Source organism: Polaribacter ponticola (assembly GCF_026191475.2).
Lineage (GTDB): Bacteria > Bacteroidota > Bacteroidia > Flavobacteriales > Flavobacteriaceae > Polaribacter > Polaribacter ponticola.
The window spans coordinates 570371-586649 of the sequence record NZ_JAOSLC020000002.1 but is presented as its reverse complement, the minus strand read 5'-3'; the positions used below and the strand labels follow the sequence as shown (position 1 = coordinate 586649).

General features: G+C 27.5%; 21 protein-coding genes, 1 tRNA gene and 1 pseudogene. 12 read left to right on the top strand and 11 right to left on the bottom strand.

Annotated features, from left to right (window positions below; genetic code table 11):
• Positions 1–23 precede the first annotated feature (23 nt).
• On the top strand, positions 24–725 hold the full coding sequence (locus N5A56_RS03130; RefSeq protein ID WP_265726642.1) for a crotonase/enoyl-CoA hydratase family protein: 702 nt from the start codon (positions 24–26) through the stop codon (positions 723–725).
• Positions 726–955: 230 nt separating this feature from the next.
• Here N5A56_RS03130 and N5A56_RS03125 read toward each other — a convergent pair whose 3' ends face one another.
• The 4 genes from N5A56_RS03125 to N5A56_RS03110 form a co-directional block, all read right to left on the bottom strand.
• Positions 956–1372 carry a DUF1684 domain-containing protein gene (locus N5A56_RS03125; protein ID WP_420793187.1) on the bottom strand — a complete coding sequence of 139 codons (417 nt, stop codon included), beginning with the start codon at positions 1370–1372 and terminating at the stop codon, positions 956–958.
• 199 nt (positions 1373–1571) lie between these two features.
• Entirely contained in the window at positions 1572–2057 is a 486-nt protein-coding gene (locus tag N5A56_RS03120; protein ID WP_274270172.1) for a DUF4252 domain-containing protein, read from the bottom strand.
• 65 nt (positions 2058–2122) lie between these two features.
• On the bottom strand, positions 2123–2344 hold the full coding sequence (locus N5A56_RS03115) for a hypothetical protein (protein ID WP_274270171.1): 222 nt from the start codon (positions 2342–2344) through the stop codon (positions 2123–2125).
• A gap of 83 nt (positions 2345–2427) precedes the next feature.
• Positions 2428–3171 (bottom strand): hypothetical protein, encoded by a 744-nt coding sequence (locus N5A56_RS03110; protein ID WP_274270170.1) that lies wholly within the window; start codon positions 3169–3171, stop codon positions 2428–2430.
• A 244-nt stretch (positions 3172–3415) separates the two neighbouring features.
• Between N5A56_RS03110 and N5A56_RS03105 the strand changes: the two genes are divergently transcribed.
• Positions 3416–4624, top strand: a complete 1209-nt coding sequence (locus N5A56_RS03105; RefSeq protein WP_265726645.1) for an MDR family MFS transporter — start codon at positions 3416–3418, stop codon at positions 4622–4624.
• A gap of 34 nt (positions 4625–4658) precedes the next feature.
• On the opposite strand, the gene N5A56_RS03100 is transcribed toward N5A56_RS03105, so the two are convergent.
• A complete protein-coding gene (locus N5A56_RS03100; RefSeq protein ID WP_265726646.1) occupies positions 4659–5591 on the bottom strand; it encodes a calcium/sodium antiporter in 933 nt (310 codons plus the stop codon).
• Between the two features lie 573 nt (positions 5592–6164).
• Here N5A56_RS03100 and N5A56_RS03095 point away from each other — a divergent pair.
• From N5A56_RS03095 to N5A56_RS03065, 7 genes are all read left to right on the top strand, one after another.
• Positions 6165–7376, top strand: coding sequence for an SPFH domain-containing protein (locus tag N5A56_RS03095; RefSeq protein WP_265726647.1), 1212 nt, complete (start codon positions 6165–6167; stop codon positions 7374–7376).
• A 74-nt stretch (positions 7377–7450) separates the two neighbouring features.
• The gene (locus N5A56_RS03090; protein ID WP_265726648.1) at positions 7451–7603 is read left to right on the top strand and encodes an SsrA-binding protein; all 153 of its coding nucleotides are present in this window, start codon (positions 7451–7453) and stop codon (positions 7601–7603) included.
• Between the two features lie 11 nt (positions 7604–7614).
• Positions 7615–7845 carry a putative signal transducing protein gene (locus tag N5A56_RS03085; protein WP_265726649.1) on the top strand — a complete coding sequence of 77 codons (231 nt, stop codon included), beginning with the start codon at positions 7615–7617 and terminating at the stop codon, positions 7843–7845.
• Between the two features lie 58 nt (positions 7846–7903).
• Positions 7904–7977, top strand: a tRNA-Arg gene (locus N5A56_RS03080).
• Between the two features lie 553 nt (positions 7978–8530).
• Positions 8531–9007 (top strand): hypothetical protein, encoded by a 477-nt coding sequence (locus tag N5A56_RS03075; protein WP_274270169.1) that lies wholly within the window; start codon positions 8531–8533, stop codon positions 9005–9007.
• 59 nt (positions 9008–9066) lie between these two features.
• Positions 9067–9627 (top strand): hypothetical protein, encoded by a 561-nt coding sequence (locus N5A56_RS03070; RefSeq protein ID WP_265726651.1) that lies wholly within the window; start codon positions 9067–9069, stop codon positions 9625–9627.
• Between the two features lie 42 nt (positions 9628–9669).
• A complete protein-coding gene (locus tag N5A56_RS03065) occupies positions 9670–10236 on the top strand; it encodes a PAS domain-containing protein (RefSeq protein WP_274270168.1) in 567 nt (188 codons plus the stop codon).
• Positions 10237–10577: 341 nt separating this feature from the next.
• Here N5A56_RS03065 and N5A56_RS03060 read toward each other — a convergent pair whose 3' ends face one another.
• The 5 genes from N5A56_RS03060 to N5A56_RS03040 form a co-directional block, all read right to left on the bottom strand.
• Positions 10578–10778, bottom strand: a complete 201-nt coding sequence (locus N5A56_RS03060) for a hypothetical protein (RefSeq protein WP_265726654.1) — start codon at positions 10776–10778, stop codon at positions 10578–10580.
• A 2-nt stretch (positions 10779–10780) separates the two neighbouring features.
• Complete coding sequence (locus tag N5A56_RS03055) at positions 10781–11056, bottom strand: ATP-dependent Clp protease adaptor ClpS (RefSeq protein ID WP_265726655.1); 276 nt, start codon at positions 11054–11056, stop codon at positions 10781–10783.
• Positions 11057–11066: 10 nt separating this feature from the next.
• Complete coding sequence (prmA, locus tag N5A56_RS03050) at positions 11067–11903, bottom strand: 50S ribosomal protein L11 methyltransferase (protein WP_265726656.1); 837 nt, start codon at positions 11901–11903, stop codon at positions 11067–11069.
• Positions 11904–11994: 91 nt separating this feature from the next.
• Positions 11995–12753, bottom strand: a complete 759-nt coding sequence (gene tpiA / locus N5A56_RS03045) for a triose-phosphate isomerase (protein ID WP_265726657.1) — start codon at positions 12751–12753, stop codon at positions 11995–11997.
• A gap of 81 nt (positions 12754–12834) precedes the next feature.
• Positions 12835–13329, bottom strand: coding sequence for a TlpA family protein disulfide reductase (locus tag N5A56_RS03040; protein WP_265726658.1), 495 nt, complete (start codon positions 13327–13329; stop codon positions 12835–12837).
• 84 nt (positions 13330–13413) lie between these two features.
• On the opposite strand from N5A56_RS03040, the pseudogene pyrF reads away from it, so the two are divergent.
• The 3 genes and pseudogenes from pyrF to N5A56_RS03025 all read left to right on the top strand — a co-directional run bounded on the left by pyrF (position 13414) and on the right by N5A56_RS03025 (position 15935).
• Positions 13414–14228 (top strand): annotated as a pseudogene (gene pyrF, locus N5A56_RS03035) (orotidine-5'-phosphate decarboxylase).
• 1 nt (position 14229) lies between these two features.
• Positions 14230–15015: an ABC transporter substrate-binding protein gene (locus N5A56_RS03030; RefSeq protein ID WP_265726660.1), complete on the top strand. Its 786-nt coding sequence runs from the start codon at positions 14230–14232 to the stop codon at positions 15013–15015.
• 38 nt (positions 15016–15053) lie between these two features.
• On the top strand, positions 15054–15935 hold the full coding sequence (locus tag N5A56_RS03025; protein WP_265726661.1) for a sterol desaturase family protein: 882 nt from the start codon (positions 15054–15056) through the stop codon (positions 15933–15935).
• Here the strand turns inward: N5A56_RS03025 and N5A56_RS03020 are convergent.
• Positions 15925–16113, bottom strand: coding sequence for a hypothetical protein (locus tag N5A56_RS03020; protein WP_265726662.1), 189 nt, complete (start codon positions 16111–16113; stop codon positions 15925–15927). The two genes, N5A56_RS03025 and N5A56_RS03020, sit on opposite strands and share 11 nt — an antisense overlap.
• Positions 16114–16279: the final 166 nt, after the last annotated feature.

The following is a 16279-nucleotide window of genomic DNA, read 5'->3' as shown; positions in this document are numbered from 1 at the left end:
TTGATGTAAATAAAATATAAACAATGAACGAATTTGTAAATTACCAATCAGAAGAAAATTATGCTATAATAACTATTAATAACGGAAAGGCAAATGCAATTTCTCATGATGTTATCGCTGGTTTAAATGCTGGTTTAGATAAGGCGGAACAAGACGATAAAACTGTAATTTTAACAGGAACAACAGGTATTTTTTCTGGTGGATTCGATTTAAAAGTGATGACAAAATCAGCTGAATCTGCTAAAGAATTAGTTACTAAAGGTTCAAAACTGTCTTTAAGAATGTTGTCTTTTTCGAAGCCAATTATTATTGCTTGTAACGGTCATGCTATCGCAAAAGGAGCATTTTTGTTGCTATCATCAGATTATAGAATTGGTGTAGAAGGCGATTTTAAAATTGGTTTAAACGAGGTAATGATTGGTATGACAATGCACAATGCTGGTATTGCAATTGCAAAATCTCGTCTATCTGAAGTTTATTTAAATAGAAGTGTAAATAATGCAGAAATATTTAGTTCTAAAGATGCTTTAAAAGCAGGTTTTTTAGATGTGATTGTTCCGGAAACACATTTGTTGCCTACTGCAATTAAAGTTGCAGAAATGTTTACTAAACTGAATAAGAAAGCACACGCTGCAACAAAATTAAAAGTTAGAAAACCACATTTAGAAGCTTTAGAAAATGCGATTGAGTTGGATTTAAAAGCTGAAATTTCGTTGAATTCATAGTCTTTTTTGAAGCTATTTCCTGCTTTCACTACTCGCTTTTTCTTCGTGCTGATAAAAATCAGCATCTCAAAAAAGAGCTCAAACAAGTCGTTCAATCAGGGCTAGATATGTTTGCAAACTATTGTGTTTATATTTAAGCCTATAATTTATAAATTAGCTTAGCCCTGATTGAAGTGGCATCCTTTTTTGAGAAAAAAGATAGAACGTAAAGCAGGAAATAGCTTCTAAAATTAATGCTTCTTAAAAACCTTAACACCAGCTTTAATTTCGATATCTAAATGATTTTTTCTTGGTGTTAATGGGCAAGAATATTTTTCGTTGTAAGCACAATACGGATTGTAAGTATTGTTAAAGTTTAATTCAATCGTTCCGTTGGGTTTTTCATCTGTAGTAAAAACATCCATATATCGCCCGCCACCATAAGAATCTTCACCAGAAGTATCGTCTGTAAAAGGTAAAAATAAATAGTTTTTATATTTTTCGTCTTCTGCTTCAGCCTGACTTTGGTAAATTGTTAACGTACAATTTGTGCCTTTTATATTGAATTCTAAAATTCCGTATTCTTTATATAATGGCTTTCTATCTGTTGTTGTAGCCATCTCAAAAATAGGTGCATTTTCTGTTTTTGTTAATTTTGCATTTACTATAAAAGTAGAATCTATAGGAAAGAAATCTAATCCTTTAAATTGTTTTAAATCCTTCTTTTTTAAAGGCGATTTAGAAGCGTCTTTATAACTAGCATTAAGTTCTTGCTGATACTCGGTTTCTCCAATTACAGGACGTTTATCTTGCGAATTGCAAGAAATTATTAGTGCTAAGAAAAAAGAAATATAAATTTTTTCATGATTAATTAGGGTTAAATCCTGGAGTTAAAGGTGCAGATTGGTAGTTCTGTATCAGTTTAGAAGACAAGTTTTCGAACTGATCTGTTTTTGATAATTCCTTTATTTTATCAGGATTAAAACGCCCTTTTAAATAAAATACAGAAGTTTTTGCTAAAGTAGAATTAAAAATAATTGCTTGTGTAACTACATTGCCATCTTCTTTTACCGAAACAATTTTTCTTTTTTCTACAGTATTTGTTCTTAAAACATCTGTAAAATTATTATTTGTAACTAAATTCATTTCAGAAATTAACTGCGTTTGTTTTTCTATTGATATATCTTTAAAAGTGATAAATTTAAAATCTCTAACATTACCAAATAAGTCATTTATTTCTGGCGAAATATTTGTTAATAACGCTCTCATAAAATTAGGGACTTGAAAAGCTGTTACCCCTAAATCACTTTTATGATCGTTAAAAAAGATTGGAATGATTTTCTGCTTCCACAAGATGTAAATAGAAGAAATAGAGCAAAAACAAAACTTATTTTTTTCATAACTGCTAAAGTATATAATTAGTTAGAATTTTTTTCTAAAATAAGAAAATGATTGTCCATTACATTTCCTGTTAAAATTAGATTTCCAAAAGGAGCAGCAACTGTAGAAGCAGACATATTTGTGCCATCTTCCATATAAACTTGATCAATTTTATAATCTCCTTTTTTGGTGTATTTTATTTTTATAATTTCTGACGGAGCTATTTTCTTATCACCTTTTGCATAAGAAGCGAAATGCATTAAGTTAGGGTGAGCACCAATCCATAAATTATTATCCTTATCAAATTCTATATTATCTACACCTGTTTTACAATCGATGTCTTCTATAAATGTAAGGGTTCCATTTTTATTTTTTTATACACTTTTACCAAAAATTTTCTTGGTGATGCTACAAAAACTAAATTCCTTTTTGAGTCAATATTAATTCCGTTTGCGTAAGCAATTTCGTCTGTAACTTCTAGATACTTTTCCCCATCAAAATAGATTACATTTGAAGCTGCAATTCCTAAATAATCTTCTGCAAGTCTTCCTATTCCTTCTTTGTATTTATGGTCGTTTGTAAAGTAAAAACGCTTTTCATCTAATAAAACAATATCATTCGGACTAAATATTAATTCGTTTTTTAATGTTCTTTGATGTGTTAGTTGTTCATCTTTAAGCGTAAAAATTTCTATAAATTCGCCTTCTAAAGTATGATTGATTGCTGCAATTGTAGTTTTACCTTTTTCTTGAAACATAGAAATTCCGTGAGGAGCAAATGATTTTTTTAAATTTTTGGTTAAATGTATTGATTTGAAATTGTCATTTTTTAAATCGATTAAATACAAACCACCAATTTCTTGTTCTGTATTTGGTCTTTTGTTTCTTGCGGTAGAAGAAACGATTGCAAAACTATCTTTCTTGCTTATCATAATATCTTCTGCGCCAACAATATTTATTTTTTTAACAATCTTACCATCAAATTTATTTTCAATTGTTCTAAAATATCCTGTAGATATAAAAATATTAGAAATAAAAAGGATTAACAGAATAACAACTGCATAAAAGATTCTTTTTTTAAAATTCATCCTATAAAAATACAACATTCAAATATTTTATGTAGTTTTATACCTTCAAATAAAAACAAAATGAAAACTGTCATTACATATTTAACCCAAAAATCGTGGATTTCACGAAACAATCGGTCTATATATATGTTTTGATATTATCAATATTAAATAAAACAAATAAAAAAGTCCGACTTCAAAGTCGGACTTTTTTATTTTATAATAATTGCAAATAATAATTTGTAATAGAAATTAATTAGTAAAAATGAAAAACTTATTTCACAATTATATCAATACTTTTAGAGGTTTATCTAAAGAGGTTTGGTGGTTATCGTTAATTACACTTATTAATAGAGCAGGTACAATGGTAATTCCGTTTTTATCATTATATCTTACTAAAAGTTTAGATTTTACATTATCAGATGTTGGTTGGATTATGTCTTTCTTTGGTTTAGGTTCTGTTGTTGGTACATGGTTAGGAGGTAAGTTAACAGATAAAATTGGCTATTATAAAGTAATGCTAGTAAGTTTAGTTTTAACAGGTGTTTTATTTGTTTTACTGCAATTTATAACCACTTTTCAAGGATTTTGCGCAGGAATATTCTTAGTAATGTTGGTAGCAGATGCGTTTAGACCAGCAATGTTTGTAGCTTTAAGTGCGTATAGTAAACCAGAAAATAAAACTCGTTCTGTAACTTTAATAAGGCTTGCAATTAACTTAGGTTTTTCAGCAGGTCCTGCAGTTGGTGGTTTAATTATTACAGGTATTGGATACAATGGTTTATTCTGGATGGATGGCGTTACTTGTGTTTTAGCAGCTGTTTTGTTATTGCAAGTATTGCATCCGAAGAAAGCAAAAATACAAGATGAAGTAAAAGTAGAAAACCCTGTATCTGCTTATTCAGATAAAGCATTTTGGGTGTTTTTTGTTGCCATGTTTATATTCGGATTTGTGTTTTTACAATATTTTTCTACGATGCCATTGTATTACAAAGACGTTCGATTATTATCGGAATTAGATATTGGGTTGTTAATGGGCTTTAATGGCTTCTTTATTTTTTTATTCGAAATGCCATTGATAAAATGGTTAGAAGATTCTAAGAATTCAAAAATTAAGTTAATTGCTATCGGGTTGTTTTTAGTAGCTGTTAGTTTTGTTGTTTTAAATATATCTTCTTGGTTAGGAATTTTAATAATAGGAATGTTGTTTATGACAATAGGAGAAATGATTGCTTTCCCTTTTTCGAATGCATTTGCTGTAGAAAGAGCACAAAAAGGAAATCAAGGTGAATATATGGCGTTGTATGCAATAGCTTTTTCATTATCACATATATTTAGTCATAACGCTGGTATGCAAATGGTAGATAAATATGGTTTTGAATTCACTTGGAACATGATTACAATATTTGCATTAATTGGAGTTGCTATTTTATTTTGGTTACTTATACTTCTAAAAAAGGAAAAAACTGTGTAATAAAAAAGCCATCTAAATTGATGGCTTTTTTATTTTATAAGGTTTGATAAATAAATATACAATATCCTATTAGTAAAAGACTTCCTTCTTTCCAGGTTAAATTAAATTTTTTAGGGATAAAAACGAGTGGTAAAACAATAAAAGAGATACCAAGCATCCAATAAATATCGCTTGTTAAAAGTCTTTGATCAGAAAGAGAAATAGGTGTTATTATAGATGTAATGCCTAAAACGGCTAATATGTTAAAAATGTTTGATCCAATTAAATTACCTAAAGAAATAGCTTTTTCTTTTTTAACGACAGCTATAATTGAGGCTGCTAATTCTGGTATACTAGTTCCAATAGAGATAATGGTAACACCTATAACGCGTTCTGTTACACCAAAATCTTGTGCTAAAGAAGTAGCGCCTTTTATTAATAATTCTGATCCACCCCAAAGACCTAGGCCGCCTAAAATAAAAAACAATGTTGTTTTACTTGCTGATAAAGGAGTTTCATTTTCACTAACTTCATCCGGAATTTCGTTTTTCTGAGTTTTTAAAAGGTAGATTAAAAATATCACTAGAAATGAGAATAAGAGTATTCCTTCAAATTGAGTAATTATATTATCATTTGATAAAAATAAGAAGAGTAGTGCAGAAGCAATCATCATAACTGGCCAATCAAGTTTATAGAAGCCCTTAGAAACTTCCATTGCCCCTAAGAGTAATGTAATGCCTAAAACTAATCCAAGGTTTGCAATATTAGAACCAATAACGTTACCTAAAGCTAAATCTGAAGACCCATTTAAAGCTGCATTAATACTAACAATAAGTTCTGGAGCAGATGTTGCAAAAGAAACTACAGTCATACCAATAACCACTTTAGAAATGTTAAGTTTTAATGATAAGGCAACAGCAGATTTTAATAACCAGTTTCCGCCAAAAATTAATAAAACTAAACCGATAATAATTAGTAGAAAATTCATCTATTTTCATTTTTTTGCGAAGATACATTTTTATCACTTTATGCTATAGTGAAAAGATAAAAAGCGCTATTTCGTGTTATTTTGAAACACTTTACCCTTTACTTTTTATAAAAGTGAAAATATATCCCTTTATTTACTAATGGTTTTATATCTTTTTTAATTTTATTTGTTATTAATTACTATTATACTGTAGTAATGAAGTTATGTTTTATAACTAAAATAGTTTTTATGATTTAATATTGTAAATTAAATTAATTATTATGTTAGTAAAAGTTTGGTAGTAAGAATCTAATTCTCATATATTGAGAAAACAATTACCAATTTACCCATATTTACTAACTATTTAACACTATTAATTATGATTCTTATTGCTCTAGAAACTATCAAATTTATTTCAGAAATAATATTTCTATTCTTATTCTAATTAACCTTTTAAAACAAACTAACTATGCTAAAATTTATCGGAATTACACTTGTTGTTATTGGAATAGCAACATTTATTTTAAAAAAGTTTTTACAAATAACCCAAAATTTAATATTCCAAACTCTAAAAGAAGTTTTCAAATAATTGTTTTGGGTGTATTTATTGCAATCTTAAACGGAATGTTTTTTTATGCTGATGCAGGTACAGCTTATGCAGTACAATATGTAACAGGTGGAGACAAAATGATTACCACACAGGGATTAAAATTAAAATGGTGGGGAAGAATAATTCCTCTTTCTTATGAAACTTCTATAAAAGACATTATTGTAGAAAATAGTAATGAATTACCTAAAAATGCCCAAGGTATTTATAATAGAAAAGCTCAAAAGTGGGAGTTTAGCGATGCTATTAAAGCAGAAATAAGTACTTCTGTTATTGTTGGAGTAAATATTAATGATGAAGAAGTGTTTTTAAACATGGCAGATAGAAATAAAAGCGAATCTAAACTGATATTTGGTAGGGTTTTACCAAACATAGATGCAGCTATAAAAAACACTTGTAAATTAATGGATGCTCAAGATTATATTTCTGGACAAGCATCTGATTTTGATAGGTATTTTAGAGATCAACTAGAAAATGGGATGTATCAAGTGGAACAATATTATGAAGCAGAAAATTCAAATGAAATTGTTGGGGATACAACAACTGTTAGAAAAATAAACGTTGGAAAATCGAGTAAACAGAAAAAATTTAGAATTAAAAGAGGAACAGATGGAAACATTATTAGAGATAATACAAACTCTTTAAAACAATACGGTTTAAAAATTTACCAAGCTCAGGTTACTGGTATCGATTGGGAAACTTCGTTTGATGAACGTTTAGATTTACAAAAAAATGAAGTTGCACAAACACAATTAGAAAAACAACAAGCAGAACGCGAGTATTATAGAGCAAAAAAAGAGGTTGCAAAAGGAGAATCTGAAAAAGCAAAAGAACGTGCTCGTTTAGAAAAAATTCAAATTCAACAAACGATTGAAGCAGAAACGGCAGCTAAAGTTGCAGGTTTTAATTTAATTATGGAAAAGAAACAATATGAGGTAGAACAGTTTAAAGCTAAAAGTAAAAAAGTTGCTGCCGATGCACAGTATTACGAGAACGCTAAATTAGTTAGTGCTGGTTTAACGCCTCAGGAAAAAGCAGAATGGGAATACAAAACAGCTGTAGGTGTCGCACAACAAATTAAAGAATTAAATTTACCATCTACATATATTTCTGGTGGTAAAGAGGGAAGTAATAATAACTTATTACAATCTTTAATAGGCGCAGACATTGCAAAAGGTTTAATGAGTAAGAAAAAGTAGTTTAATTAAAACAACTCATTCTTAATAGATTGAGTTGTTATTTTTCATTAAATTTGACGACTAATCAAACAATAATGAAAAAACCGATATTTAGATCATTAGCTAAAGTTAATAAATTACTTTTACCTTCTTTCACAAAAAGAGAGTTGGATATTTCTAAAGCTTCAAAACTTCAATTAGCAATTATTGGTTGGAGAGCTTTTGTAACTATAAATTCACTTGATTAAAACTAAAAATTATGAAAACAGAACACACTAAATTATTTACTGGATCCAATATTATAGTTAATGGATTGAAAAATTTATTAGAAACAGAAGGAATCAGTTCTATTATAAAAGATAAATTCGAATCTGCAAGATTGGGAGGATTTGGAGAAAACAGGAGTTCTGTTGAAGTACATGTATTAAATTCTGACTTAGAAAAAGCAAAAATTATTGTAGAAAATTATAAAGAAAAAATAAACTCATAAAAAGTGGGTGTAGATTTTCTAGTTTCAGAAAATGCTATTATATTTGCAGCCGATTTAAGGCCATGTGGCGCAACTGAATAGCGCACTTGATTACGGCTCAAGAGGTTGCAGGTTTGAATCCTGCCATGGTCACAAAAACTCATCTTTTTTAGATGAGTTTTCTGCTTTTTAATAAAGGCTCAATTCTTTTTTAATAAAAGATAGATTTTTTTAAAAATACTGTTGGTAGTTGTATAATATATTTCTATATTTGTTTCTATACATTTATCTATACAAAATAGGTATTTAGTTATTTAAAGGATCCAAATCCCCCCAATTATGGATAAGATAAAAACTAATATTGAGTCACTTGCTGTATTTGTTAAAAAATATTTTTTTAACATGTATTCTTATAAGAGTGGTATTTATTCAAGAAATAATTTTTTAAAATTTCAATCTAAATCTATTACTAGATTCTTTTTTATTGATTTTTTTAGAAAAATAAGTAATAGAATTTCTTTTAATCTTAAAAATTTATCGAAATTATATACAAATACATTTGAAAGTATTTTGTTTAATTTGGTTTCTTTTTTATTTAACCCCCAAAATGAAAAAGTATGAGTAATTTAACTACCAGATCTAGACGACTTTTGTCTAGGGTTTCTAATTTAGAAAAAAACATAAAGTAATTACGTACGCTTCGTTATTGTTTTTAACTGTATCTACTTATTTTTTAAGAACAGAAAACCAAGATATAAAAGTAGATTTTGCTACTTTACAAGAGAGAAATGCCAATTTAAAAGACAATATGGTAATTTTTAATAGAAGTTATGAAGACTTTCCGTTACCAGTTTGGCAAAAAGTTAAACGAGGTGATGAGTTTATTATAAATTATGTTAATCCTGAATATTTAAATAAATTTGGTCATAATTTTGAAGAAGGAAAATATGGAGTTATAGGTAAAAATAATTTTGATTTATTTCCAGCTAAAATTGCACAACTATATTATGAAAATGATATTGCGGTTTCTGTAACTGGAGCTATTATTGAAACTATAGAAGAATCTATTGATAAGGATGGCAATATAATGAAATTGAGAATTGTTAAATGGAGAGATATAAAAGATAAAAAGGATACATTGGTTTATGGGATGGTAAAAGAAATTTTACCAAATCTAAATTAATTTGAAACTATTTTGAAATAATTTTAATAAATAATATCCTTTTATGTTACCAAAAAAATATGAAAAGGATTATTACAAAATCTAGAAAAATTTTATTTTCTGTCTCAAACTTAGAAAAGAGACACAAAGTAATAACGTATAGTTCTCTAATAATTTTAACGGTTATAGGTTATTTTTTAAGGACTGAGAATAAAATTGTTAATATTGAGTCTGCAATATTAACTGAAAAAAACTTCCACCTGAGAGGAGATATGGTTGTTTTTAATAGAAGCTATGAAAATTTGCCAATCCCTGTATGGCAAAAAGTAAAAAGAGGAAATCGTTTTGTTCTTCAATATGTTAACCCCAATTATGTGAATAATTTTGGGCACTTAATTAATAACAATCAATTTGAAGTAATTGGTAAGAGTAATTTTGAAGCTTTTACAGGTAATATTGCACAAAGTTATTATGAAAGCGATGTTGCTGTTGCAATAACTGGAAAAACTTTAGAAAGTTTTCATGCTTCTGTAGATAAAGATGGTAAACTTATAAAGATTAAAGTTTTAAAGTGGAGGGAAATTAGAGATAATAAAGATACTCTTGTGTTTGGTATTATAAAAGAAATTTTATCACATTAGAATAGATATCAAAAATTCTTTTAGAGTTTTAATAAAATTAAAATGAAAAAGTTAACATTAAAATTAAGGAAATTATTATACTTTATTTCTAATATAGAAAAAAGGCATAAAATGATGACTTATGGAGCTTTGTTACTACTTACAATGTTAGGTTATTTATTAAGAAGTGAAAATAAAAATGTTAATGTTAATAGTGCAACTTTAAAAGAAAATAATTTACATTTAAAAGAACAAATGCTATTTTTTAATAAGAGTTATGAAAGTTTACCTTTACCCGTTTGGCAAAAGGTAAAAAGAGGTAATCATTTTATAATGCAATATGTAAACCCAGAGTATGTAAAACGTTTTGGGCATCTGTTTAATTATGATCCTTTAGCACAAATAGGAAAAAATAATTTTGAGTTATTTCCAGAAAAATATGCACAAGACTTTTATGAAAAGGATATTTCTGTAGCTATTACAGGTGATAAATTAGAAGTTATGGGAAGTATTATTGGTAAAGATGGCAAGCCTTTATTTGCCAATACGATAAAGTGGAGAGAGATAAGAAATAATAAAGACACTCTTATATATGGTATGGTAAAAGAATTTTTTAAGAGCAAAGAATAGACTTTTATAATACTTTTGTTAGAAAATTATTTATTGCAATCGTAATGGAAGTTGTTACCTATAAATAGAAAAGGCCTTGAACAATGTTCAAAGCCTTTTCGTCTAACCAAACTTAGTATAAAACTAACTACTACTATTTTCCTCTTTCAAATATTGTTATATTTTAATTTAATTAAAATAATATTTCTTATTCTCTATTGTTATGACACAATTAAATTTAATAGGTCACATTTTTATTTAAAAATAAAAAAACTCGATAAATTATCGAGTTTAGTTTAAATATTGTTTAATTGCTATTCTATGTTCTGGTATACTTTTGTCATAATTTTCTACCAGTAACTCTAGTATTTCTGGAGGTTTGTTGCCAATTTCATTTTTGTTTCTGTACTTTGAAACAAACAAATTATAGGAGTTATCTTTTTTTCAAAAATTAAAAAATGAGTACTATTTAATTCTGTAAAAGCAATATCATTTCCAGAAAAAGAACCAGATTCATCTTTTTTAAAAAGAGAAAATTCGTAGTATTTAAAAACGTTTTCCATTATTATATTAATTCTGCAGATAATCCTAGTTGTAATAGTTTAGAGCATCTTGGCTCTAAATCTTTAAATTCTCCAGACTTAACTGTACACTTACCTTTGTAATGAACCAAAGTTGCACATTGTTCTGCTTGTACTAAAGTATGATCGCAAACATCAATTAAAGAATCTATAACATGGTCAAATGTGTTTACATCATCATTATGTAACACTATTTCATGCTGATAAGTTTCTTGTTCTAGAACATCAACATCTTCTTGTATTTTTTCTTTTGTACTCATAATCACAAAATTACAACTTATTGTATTTTAATGCAACCCAATTATTCCTTTCTATAAAAGTTTCTAATTTTAAATTGTATTTAGAAACTTCAGCATCAATTGTAGAGATGTCTTGTTCATAAAATCCACTTAACAAAAGAATTCCTTTCTCATTTAAACAATTGGTATAAATGTTCATATCCATCAATAGAATATTTCTATTAATGTTAGCAATAATTAAATCGTACTTTTTATTAATTAAAAGTGATGAATCTCCTTCATGCACAGAAATATTAGTACATTTATTGCGTTCTACATTTTCTAATGAATTTTCATAACACCAGTTATCTATATCAATTGCATCAATAGGTTTTGCACCTTTCATTTCGGCAAAAATTGCCAAAATACCGGTTCCGCAACCCATATCCAACGTCTTCTTATCCTCTAAATTTAACTTTAGTAAGTGTTGAACCATCATGTGTGTTGTTTCATGATGACCAGTTCCAAAACTCATTTTAGGTTCTATTACAATATCATATTGTAAGTTTGGGTTTTCATGAAAAGGAGCCCTTATGCTTACTAAATCATCTACTTGAATCGGTTTAAAATTCTTTTCCCATTCTGCATTCCAATTAGTTTGCTCTATTTCTTTACTATTATACTCAATATTAAAATCTTCTGAATTTAAAATAAATATATTTTCTAGAATTTCTGCTTTATAATCATTTTTTTGAATGTAAGCAGTTACTCCATTTTCAGTTTCAACAAAACTTTCAAAACCTACATTTCCTAATTCAGCAATTAAAATTTCAGTTGCTGGTTCTTTAGGCGATATTGTAAAGTTATATTCTATATATATATTATCCATAAATTGTTTTCAATAAAAAAATGCATCAAGGTTTAAAAACCTTAATGCAAATTTATTAGTTTTCTTTAGAAGAATTACTAATTTATCTATTTTAAATTGCTTTAATAATACCAGTAAAGTCTTCAGCTTTTAAAGCAGCTCCACCTATTAATCCACCATCTACATCTGGTTTAGAGAAAATTTCTTTAGCATTAGCTGGTTTTACACTTCCTCCGTATAAAATAGAAACTGCATCTGCTATATCTTTATTATATTTTTTCTCAACAATACTTCTAATAAAAGCGTGCATTTCTTGGGCTTGTTCTGCACTTGCAGTTTCTCCTGTTCCAATTGCCCAAACGGGCTCATATGCTAAAACAATATTTTTCCAATTAGTTGCATCTAAATGAAATAATGCATTAGAGATTTGACTTTCTACCACAGCAAAATGACTTTCAGATTTTCGATCTTCTAGTAATTCTCCAAAACAGAAAATGGTTTCTAAATCATTTTCTAAAATTGCATTAACTTTTTCGGCAAGAATAGCATCTGTTTCACCAAAATAAGTTCTTCTTTCTGAATGACCTAAAATAACAGTTTTAATACCTACAGCTTTTAACATATCTGCAGAAATTTCACCTGTATAAGCTCCATTTTTTGCTTGATGCATATTTTGGGCAACAACTTCTACATCAGATTTTTTAGCCTCTTTTACAGAAGAAGATAAATTAACAAATGTAGGAGCAACAATAACTCTAGTATTTTCTAAAGATAAATTTTTAATAGAATTTTTAATTTCTTTGATAAGTTGTTTGGATGCTTTCTTATCATTATTCATCTTCCAGTTTCCAGCTACTATTTTTTGTCTCATAATTGTTTTTTATTAAAGTTGTAAAATTAATAAATGAAAAACGATTTCTTCTTTATTAACTTAAATAGTTACTAAAACGATTTATATTTTATTTTTTAAAGCTCTAATTATAGATTTATCTGTAGCTTTTGTTGCTTTAAAGAGTTGTATTTTTCCTTTTTCATCTATAATCATAAACCTAGAAATCCAATTTAAATTCACAAAATCTACAAAATCTCCTTCTTTCATTCCTTTAGGTAAATTATAGTGTTCTCCTTTTAATTTATATTTTTTGATTGCTCTTTTCCATGAAGGATTACTTCTATCAACAGACAAAAAAAGAAAATCAACTTCCGGGAAATCTTTTTGTAATTCTTTTACTTTCGGAAAGTCTCTAATACAATCTGCACACCATGATGCCCAAACATCAATTAATACTTTTTTACCTTTTTTATAATAAAGTACTTCTCTTAATGTAACTTTAGAACCATCAACACTAATTAGCATGTCTTGTAAAGCCTTTTCAGAAAATTGTGTGGGTTTTTTTGTATTACAACTTACAAAAACAAGAATTATTAAAAGAAATATTTTTTTCATGTGAAATTTGTCTATTAAAAAACGGATATCTTACAGAGGCTAAAAGTTAAAAATAGTATTTTTGTGTAACTTTAAGTAAAAGTAATGACAACACAACAATTAGTATCACAAATAAATCAAAAAAATCTTTTTTATGCATTGGTTTAGATGTTGATTTAAACAAAATTCCTTCTCACTTATTAGAATTAGAAGACCCTATTTTTGAATTTAATAAAGCTATTATTGATGCTACACATCATTTGTGTGTTGCTTATAAACCTAACACTGCTTTTTATGAGGCCTATGGTATAAAAGGCTGGCAGTCTTTAGAGAAAACAATTAATTATTTAAATAAAAGTTATCCAGATATTTTTACAATTGCAGATGCAAAGCGCGGAGATATTGGTAATACTTCTACAATGTATGCGAAAGCTTTTTTTGAAGATTTAGCTTTCGATTCTGTAACAGTTGCACCATACATGGGTAAAGATTCTGTAGAGCCTTTTCTAGCTTTTGAAAATAAACATACCATTATGTTAGCTTTGACTTCAAATGAAGGTGCATTCGATTTTCAAACAAAAAGTATTGATGAGAAAGAATTATATAAGGTTGTTTTAGAAACTTCAAAAAAATGGAAGAATTCCGAAAACTTAATGTATGTAGTAGGTGCAACTAAAACTGAATATTTTAAAGAAATAAGAAAAATTGTTCCGAATTCTTTTTTATTAGTGCCTGGTGTAGGTGCACAAGGAGGTAATTTACAAGATGTTTGTAAATATGGAATGTCTGATAATGTAGGATTGCTTATAAATTCTTCTAGAGGTATTATTTACGCTTCTAAAGAAAAAGATTTTGCTAAAAAAGCGGCATTAAAAGCAATGGAATTACAAGTTCAAATGCAAGAAATTTTAAAAGCATAGTTTGATATTTATAGATCAGATTAACAATGTTTTGCAACTAGAAAATACTCCTAAAAGAATTGTTTCTCTTGTTCCAAGTCAAACAGAACTTTTAGTAGATTTAGGTTTAGAAGAAGATATTATTGGTATTACTAAATTTTGCATTCATCCTTCTAAACTTAGAAAAGAAAAAGTAATAGTTGGAGGAACAAAAAATATTGACTTTAATAAAATAAAAGCTTTAAAGCCAGATATTATTCTTTGCAATAAAGAAGAAAATACAAAGGATATTGTAGAAAACTGTAAGTTAATTGCACCAACTCATGTTTCAGAAATTTATACGATTGATGATACCTTTGAATTAATGAATTTATATGGAGAAATCTTTAAATGTAAAAGTGAATCTAAAAAAATAATTGAAAGCCTAATAGAAAAAGTAACTGATTTTAAACAGTTTATTAAAGATAAACAAAGCAGGAGAGTAGCTTATTTTATTTGGAAAAACCCATGGATGGTAGCTGGTAATAATACTTTTATCAATCATCTTCTTAAGCTTAATAACTTTGTTAATGTTTATAGTAATAAAGAACGTTATCCAGAAGTTGATATTCTTAAACTTAAAAAATTAGACGCAATTTTATTGTCTTCAGAACCATTTCCATTTAAAGAAAATCATATTAAAGAGTTAGAAGTAAACTTTCCTAAAACTAAAATTTTATTAGTAGACGGAGAGATGTTTTCTTGGTATGGTAGTAGGTTATTAAAATCATTCGATTATTTTAAAAAACTTCAAAAATTATTGGCCTAAAAATTTATTATTAACTTGTCATTCAACTTTATTAAAAAATGACGACAGAAATTATTGGTAAATTAATACCAACTGCAGTTTTATTAATTTTAGGATTTATTGAATCTTTTGGTGGTTTGTATTTTGATAGTAAACGTACTAAAAATGATTTTACTATTGAGTTAGTTAGTTTAGCCGTTTTACCAACTTTGGTGCAACCAGGTATTTTTTTAACAGTGTTTTGGTTGTTGGAAATATTTTTACCGTTAACAAATAATAGTTTGTCAAACATTGCCATTTGGTTACAGGTTATAAGTTTCTTAATTTTTGATGATTTAACCCAATATTGGTGGCACAGACTTTCTCATAAAAACAAAACACTATGGAAACTTCATAGGCCTCACCATGTTGTAGAAGAAATGGGGGTTTTAGTTACCTATAGAAATGCTACTTTATTTTATGGTTTAATGCCTGGTATATGGTTTTCTGCAATTCTGGTATTTTTAGGAATGGGAGAAGTTTATATTTATTATTTAGCTGTAAAACTGATTGTAATAATTTTTGCTCATAGTGAAACAAAATGGGATCGATTTTTATATAAGCACAAATTTTTAAGACCATTAGCTTGGGTAATAGAACGTATAATTTCTACACCTGCTACACATTTTGCGCATCATGGTTTAACTGCAGAAGATGGTGTTAGTCATCCTAATGGTAACTTCGGAAATCTTTTATTTTTTTGGGATGTACTATTTGGAACCTCGAAAATTACAAGAAAGTATCCTAAAAAATTTGGTGCTTGGAACCAAATGAAAGAGCCTTGGTATGTGCAGTTATTGTTTCCTCTTATAAGATCTAAAGATACTAAAAGTGAGTTGTATTCAATAAAAACTAGTAAAGATTATGATCCTAATGTAGATTATAAAAAAATTAAACAGTAAGTTTTCTTTCTAGGTAACTTAATCTATTCATTTTCTCTAAAACTTTCATAGCTTTAAAAGCAGCAATATCACTTTTCACTTCATCTTCAAATCTGTAGTTATTAGATTTTTCAACAAGTTTAAGATATCTTTCTTTTAATTGTTTTTTAAAGCTGTAAAATTGTTTTTTTGGATACATTTTAATTTTTTTGGGGGGAATAACTACAGTAAATATAATAAAATTTTTAATAGAAATTACAATATATAAAACAAATATATTTTTACTGTTTTAACTATTCTTATCGTTTTTTATATATAAAATAAAAAGACTCGTTATTGTTAAAATAACGAGTCTTACTTATATG

Bases quoted from the DNA above. Each gene is read 5' to 3' on its own strand.
- N5A56_RS03130 (WP_265726642.1), top strand. From the start codon at position 24: ATGAACGAATTTGTAAATTACCAATCAGAAGAAAATTATGCTATAATA.
- N5A56_RS03115 (WP_274270171.1), bottom strand. From the start codon at position 2,344: ATGCATTTCGCTTCTTATGCAAAAGGTGATAAGAAAATAGCTCCGTCA.
- N5A56_RS03110 (WP_274270170.1), bottom strand. From the start codon at position 3,171: ATGAATTTTAAAAAAAGAATCTTTTATGCAGTTGTTATTCTGTTAATC.
- N5A56_RS03105 (WP_265726645.1), top strand. From the start codon at position 3,416: ATGAAAAACTTATTTCACAATTATATCAATACTTTTAGAGGTTTATCT.
- N5A56_RS03100 (WP_265726646.1), bottom strand. From the start codon at position 5,591: ATGAATTTTCTACTAATTATTATCGGTTTAGTTTTATTAATTTTTGGC.
- N5A56_RS03090 (WP_265726648.1), top strand. From the start codon at position 7,451: ATGAAAAAACCGATATTTAGATCATTAGCTAAAGTTAATAAATTACTT.
- N5A56_RS03085 (WP_265726649.1), top strand. From the start codon at position 7,615: ATGAAAACAGAACACACTAAATTATTTACTGGATCCAATATTATAGTT.
- N5A56_RS03070 (WP_265726651.1), top strand. From the start codon at position 9,067: ATGAAAAGGATTATTACAAAATCTAGAAAAATTTTATTTTCTGTCTCA.
- N5A56_RS03065 (WP_274270168.1), top strand. From the start codon at position 9,670: ATGAAAAAGTTAACATTAAAATTAAGGAAATTATTATACTTTATTTCT.
- N5A56_RS03060 (WP_265726654.1), bottom strand. From the start codon at position 10,778: ATGGAAAACGTTTTTAAATACTACGAATTTTCTCTTTTTAAAAAAGAT.
- N5A56_RS03055 (WP_265726655.1), bottom strand. From the start codon at position 11,056: ATGAGTACAAAAGAAAAAATACAAGAAGATGTTGATGTTCTAGAACAA.
- prmA (WP_265726656.1), bottom strand. From the start codon at position 11,903: ATGGATAATATATATATAGAATATAACTTTACAATATCGCCTAAAGAA.
- tpiA (WP_265726657.1), bottom strand. From the start codon at position 12,753: ATGAGACAAAAAATAGTAGCTGGAAACTGGAAGATGAATAATGATAAG.
- N5A56_RS03040 (WP_265726658.1), bottom strand. From the start codon at position 13,329: ATGAAAAAAATATTTCTTTTAATAATTCTTGTTTTTGTAAGTTGTAAT.
- N5A56_RS03025 (WP_265726661.1), top strand. From the start codon at position 15,054: ATGACGACAGAAATTATTGGTAAATTAATACCAACTGCAGTTTTATTA.
- N5A56_RS03020 (WP_265726662.1), bottom strand. From the start codon at position 16,113: ATGTATCCAAAAAAACAATTTTACAGCTTTAAAAAACAATTAAAAGAA.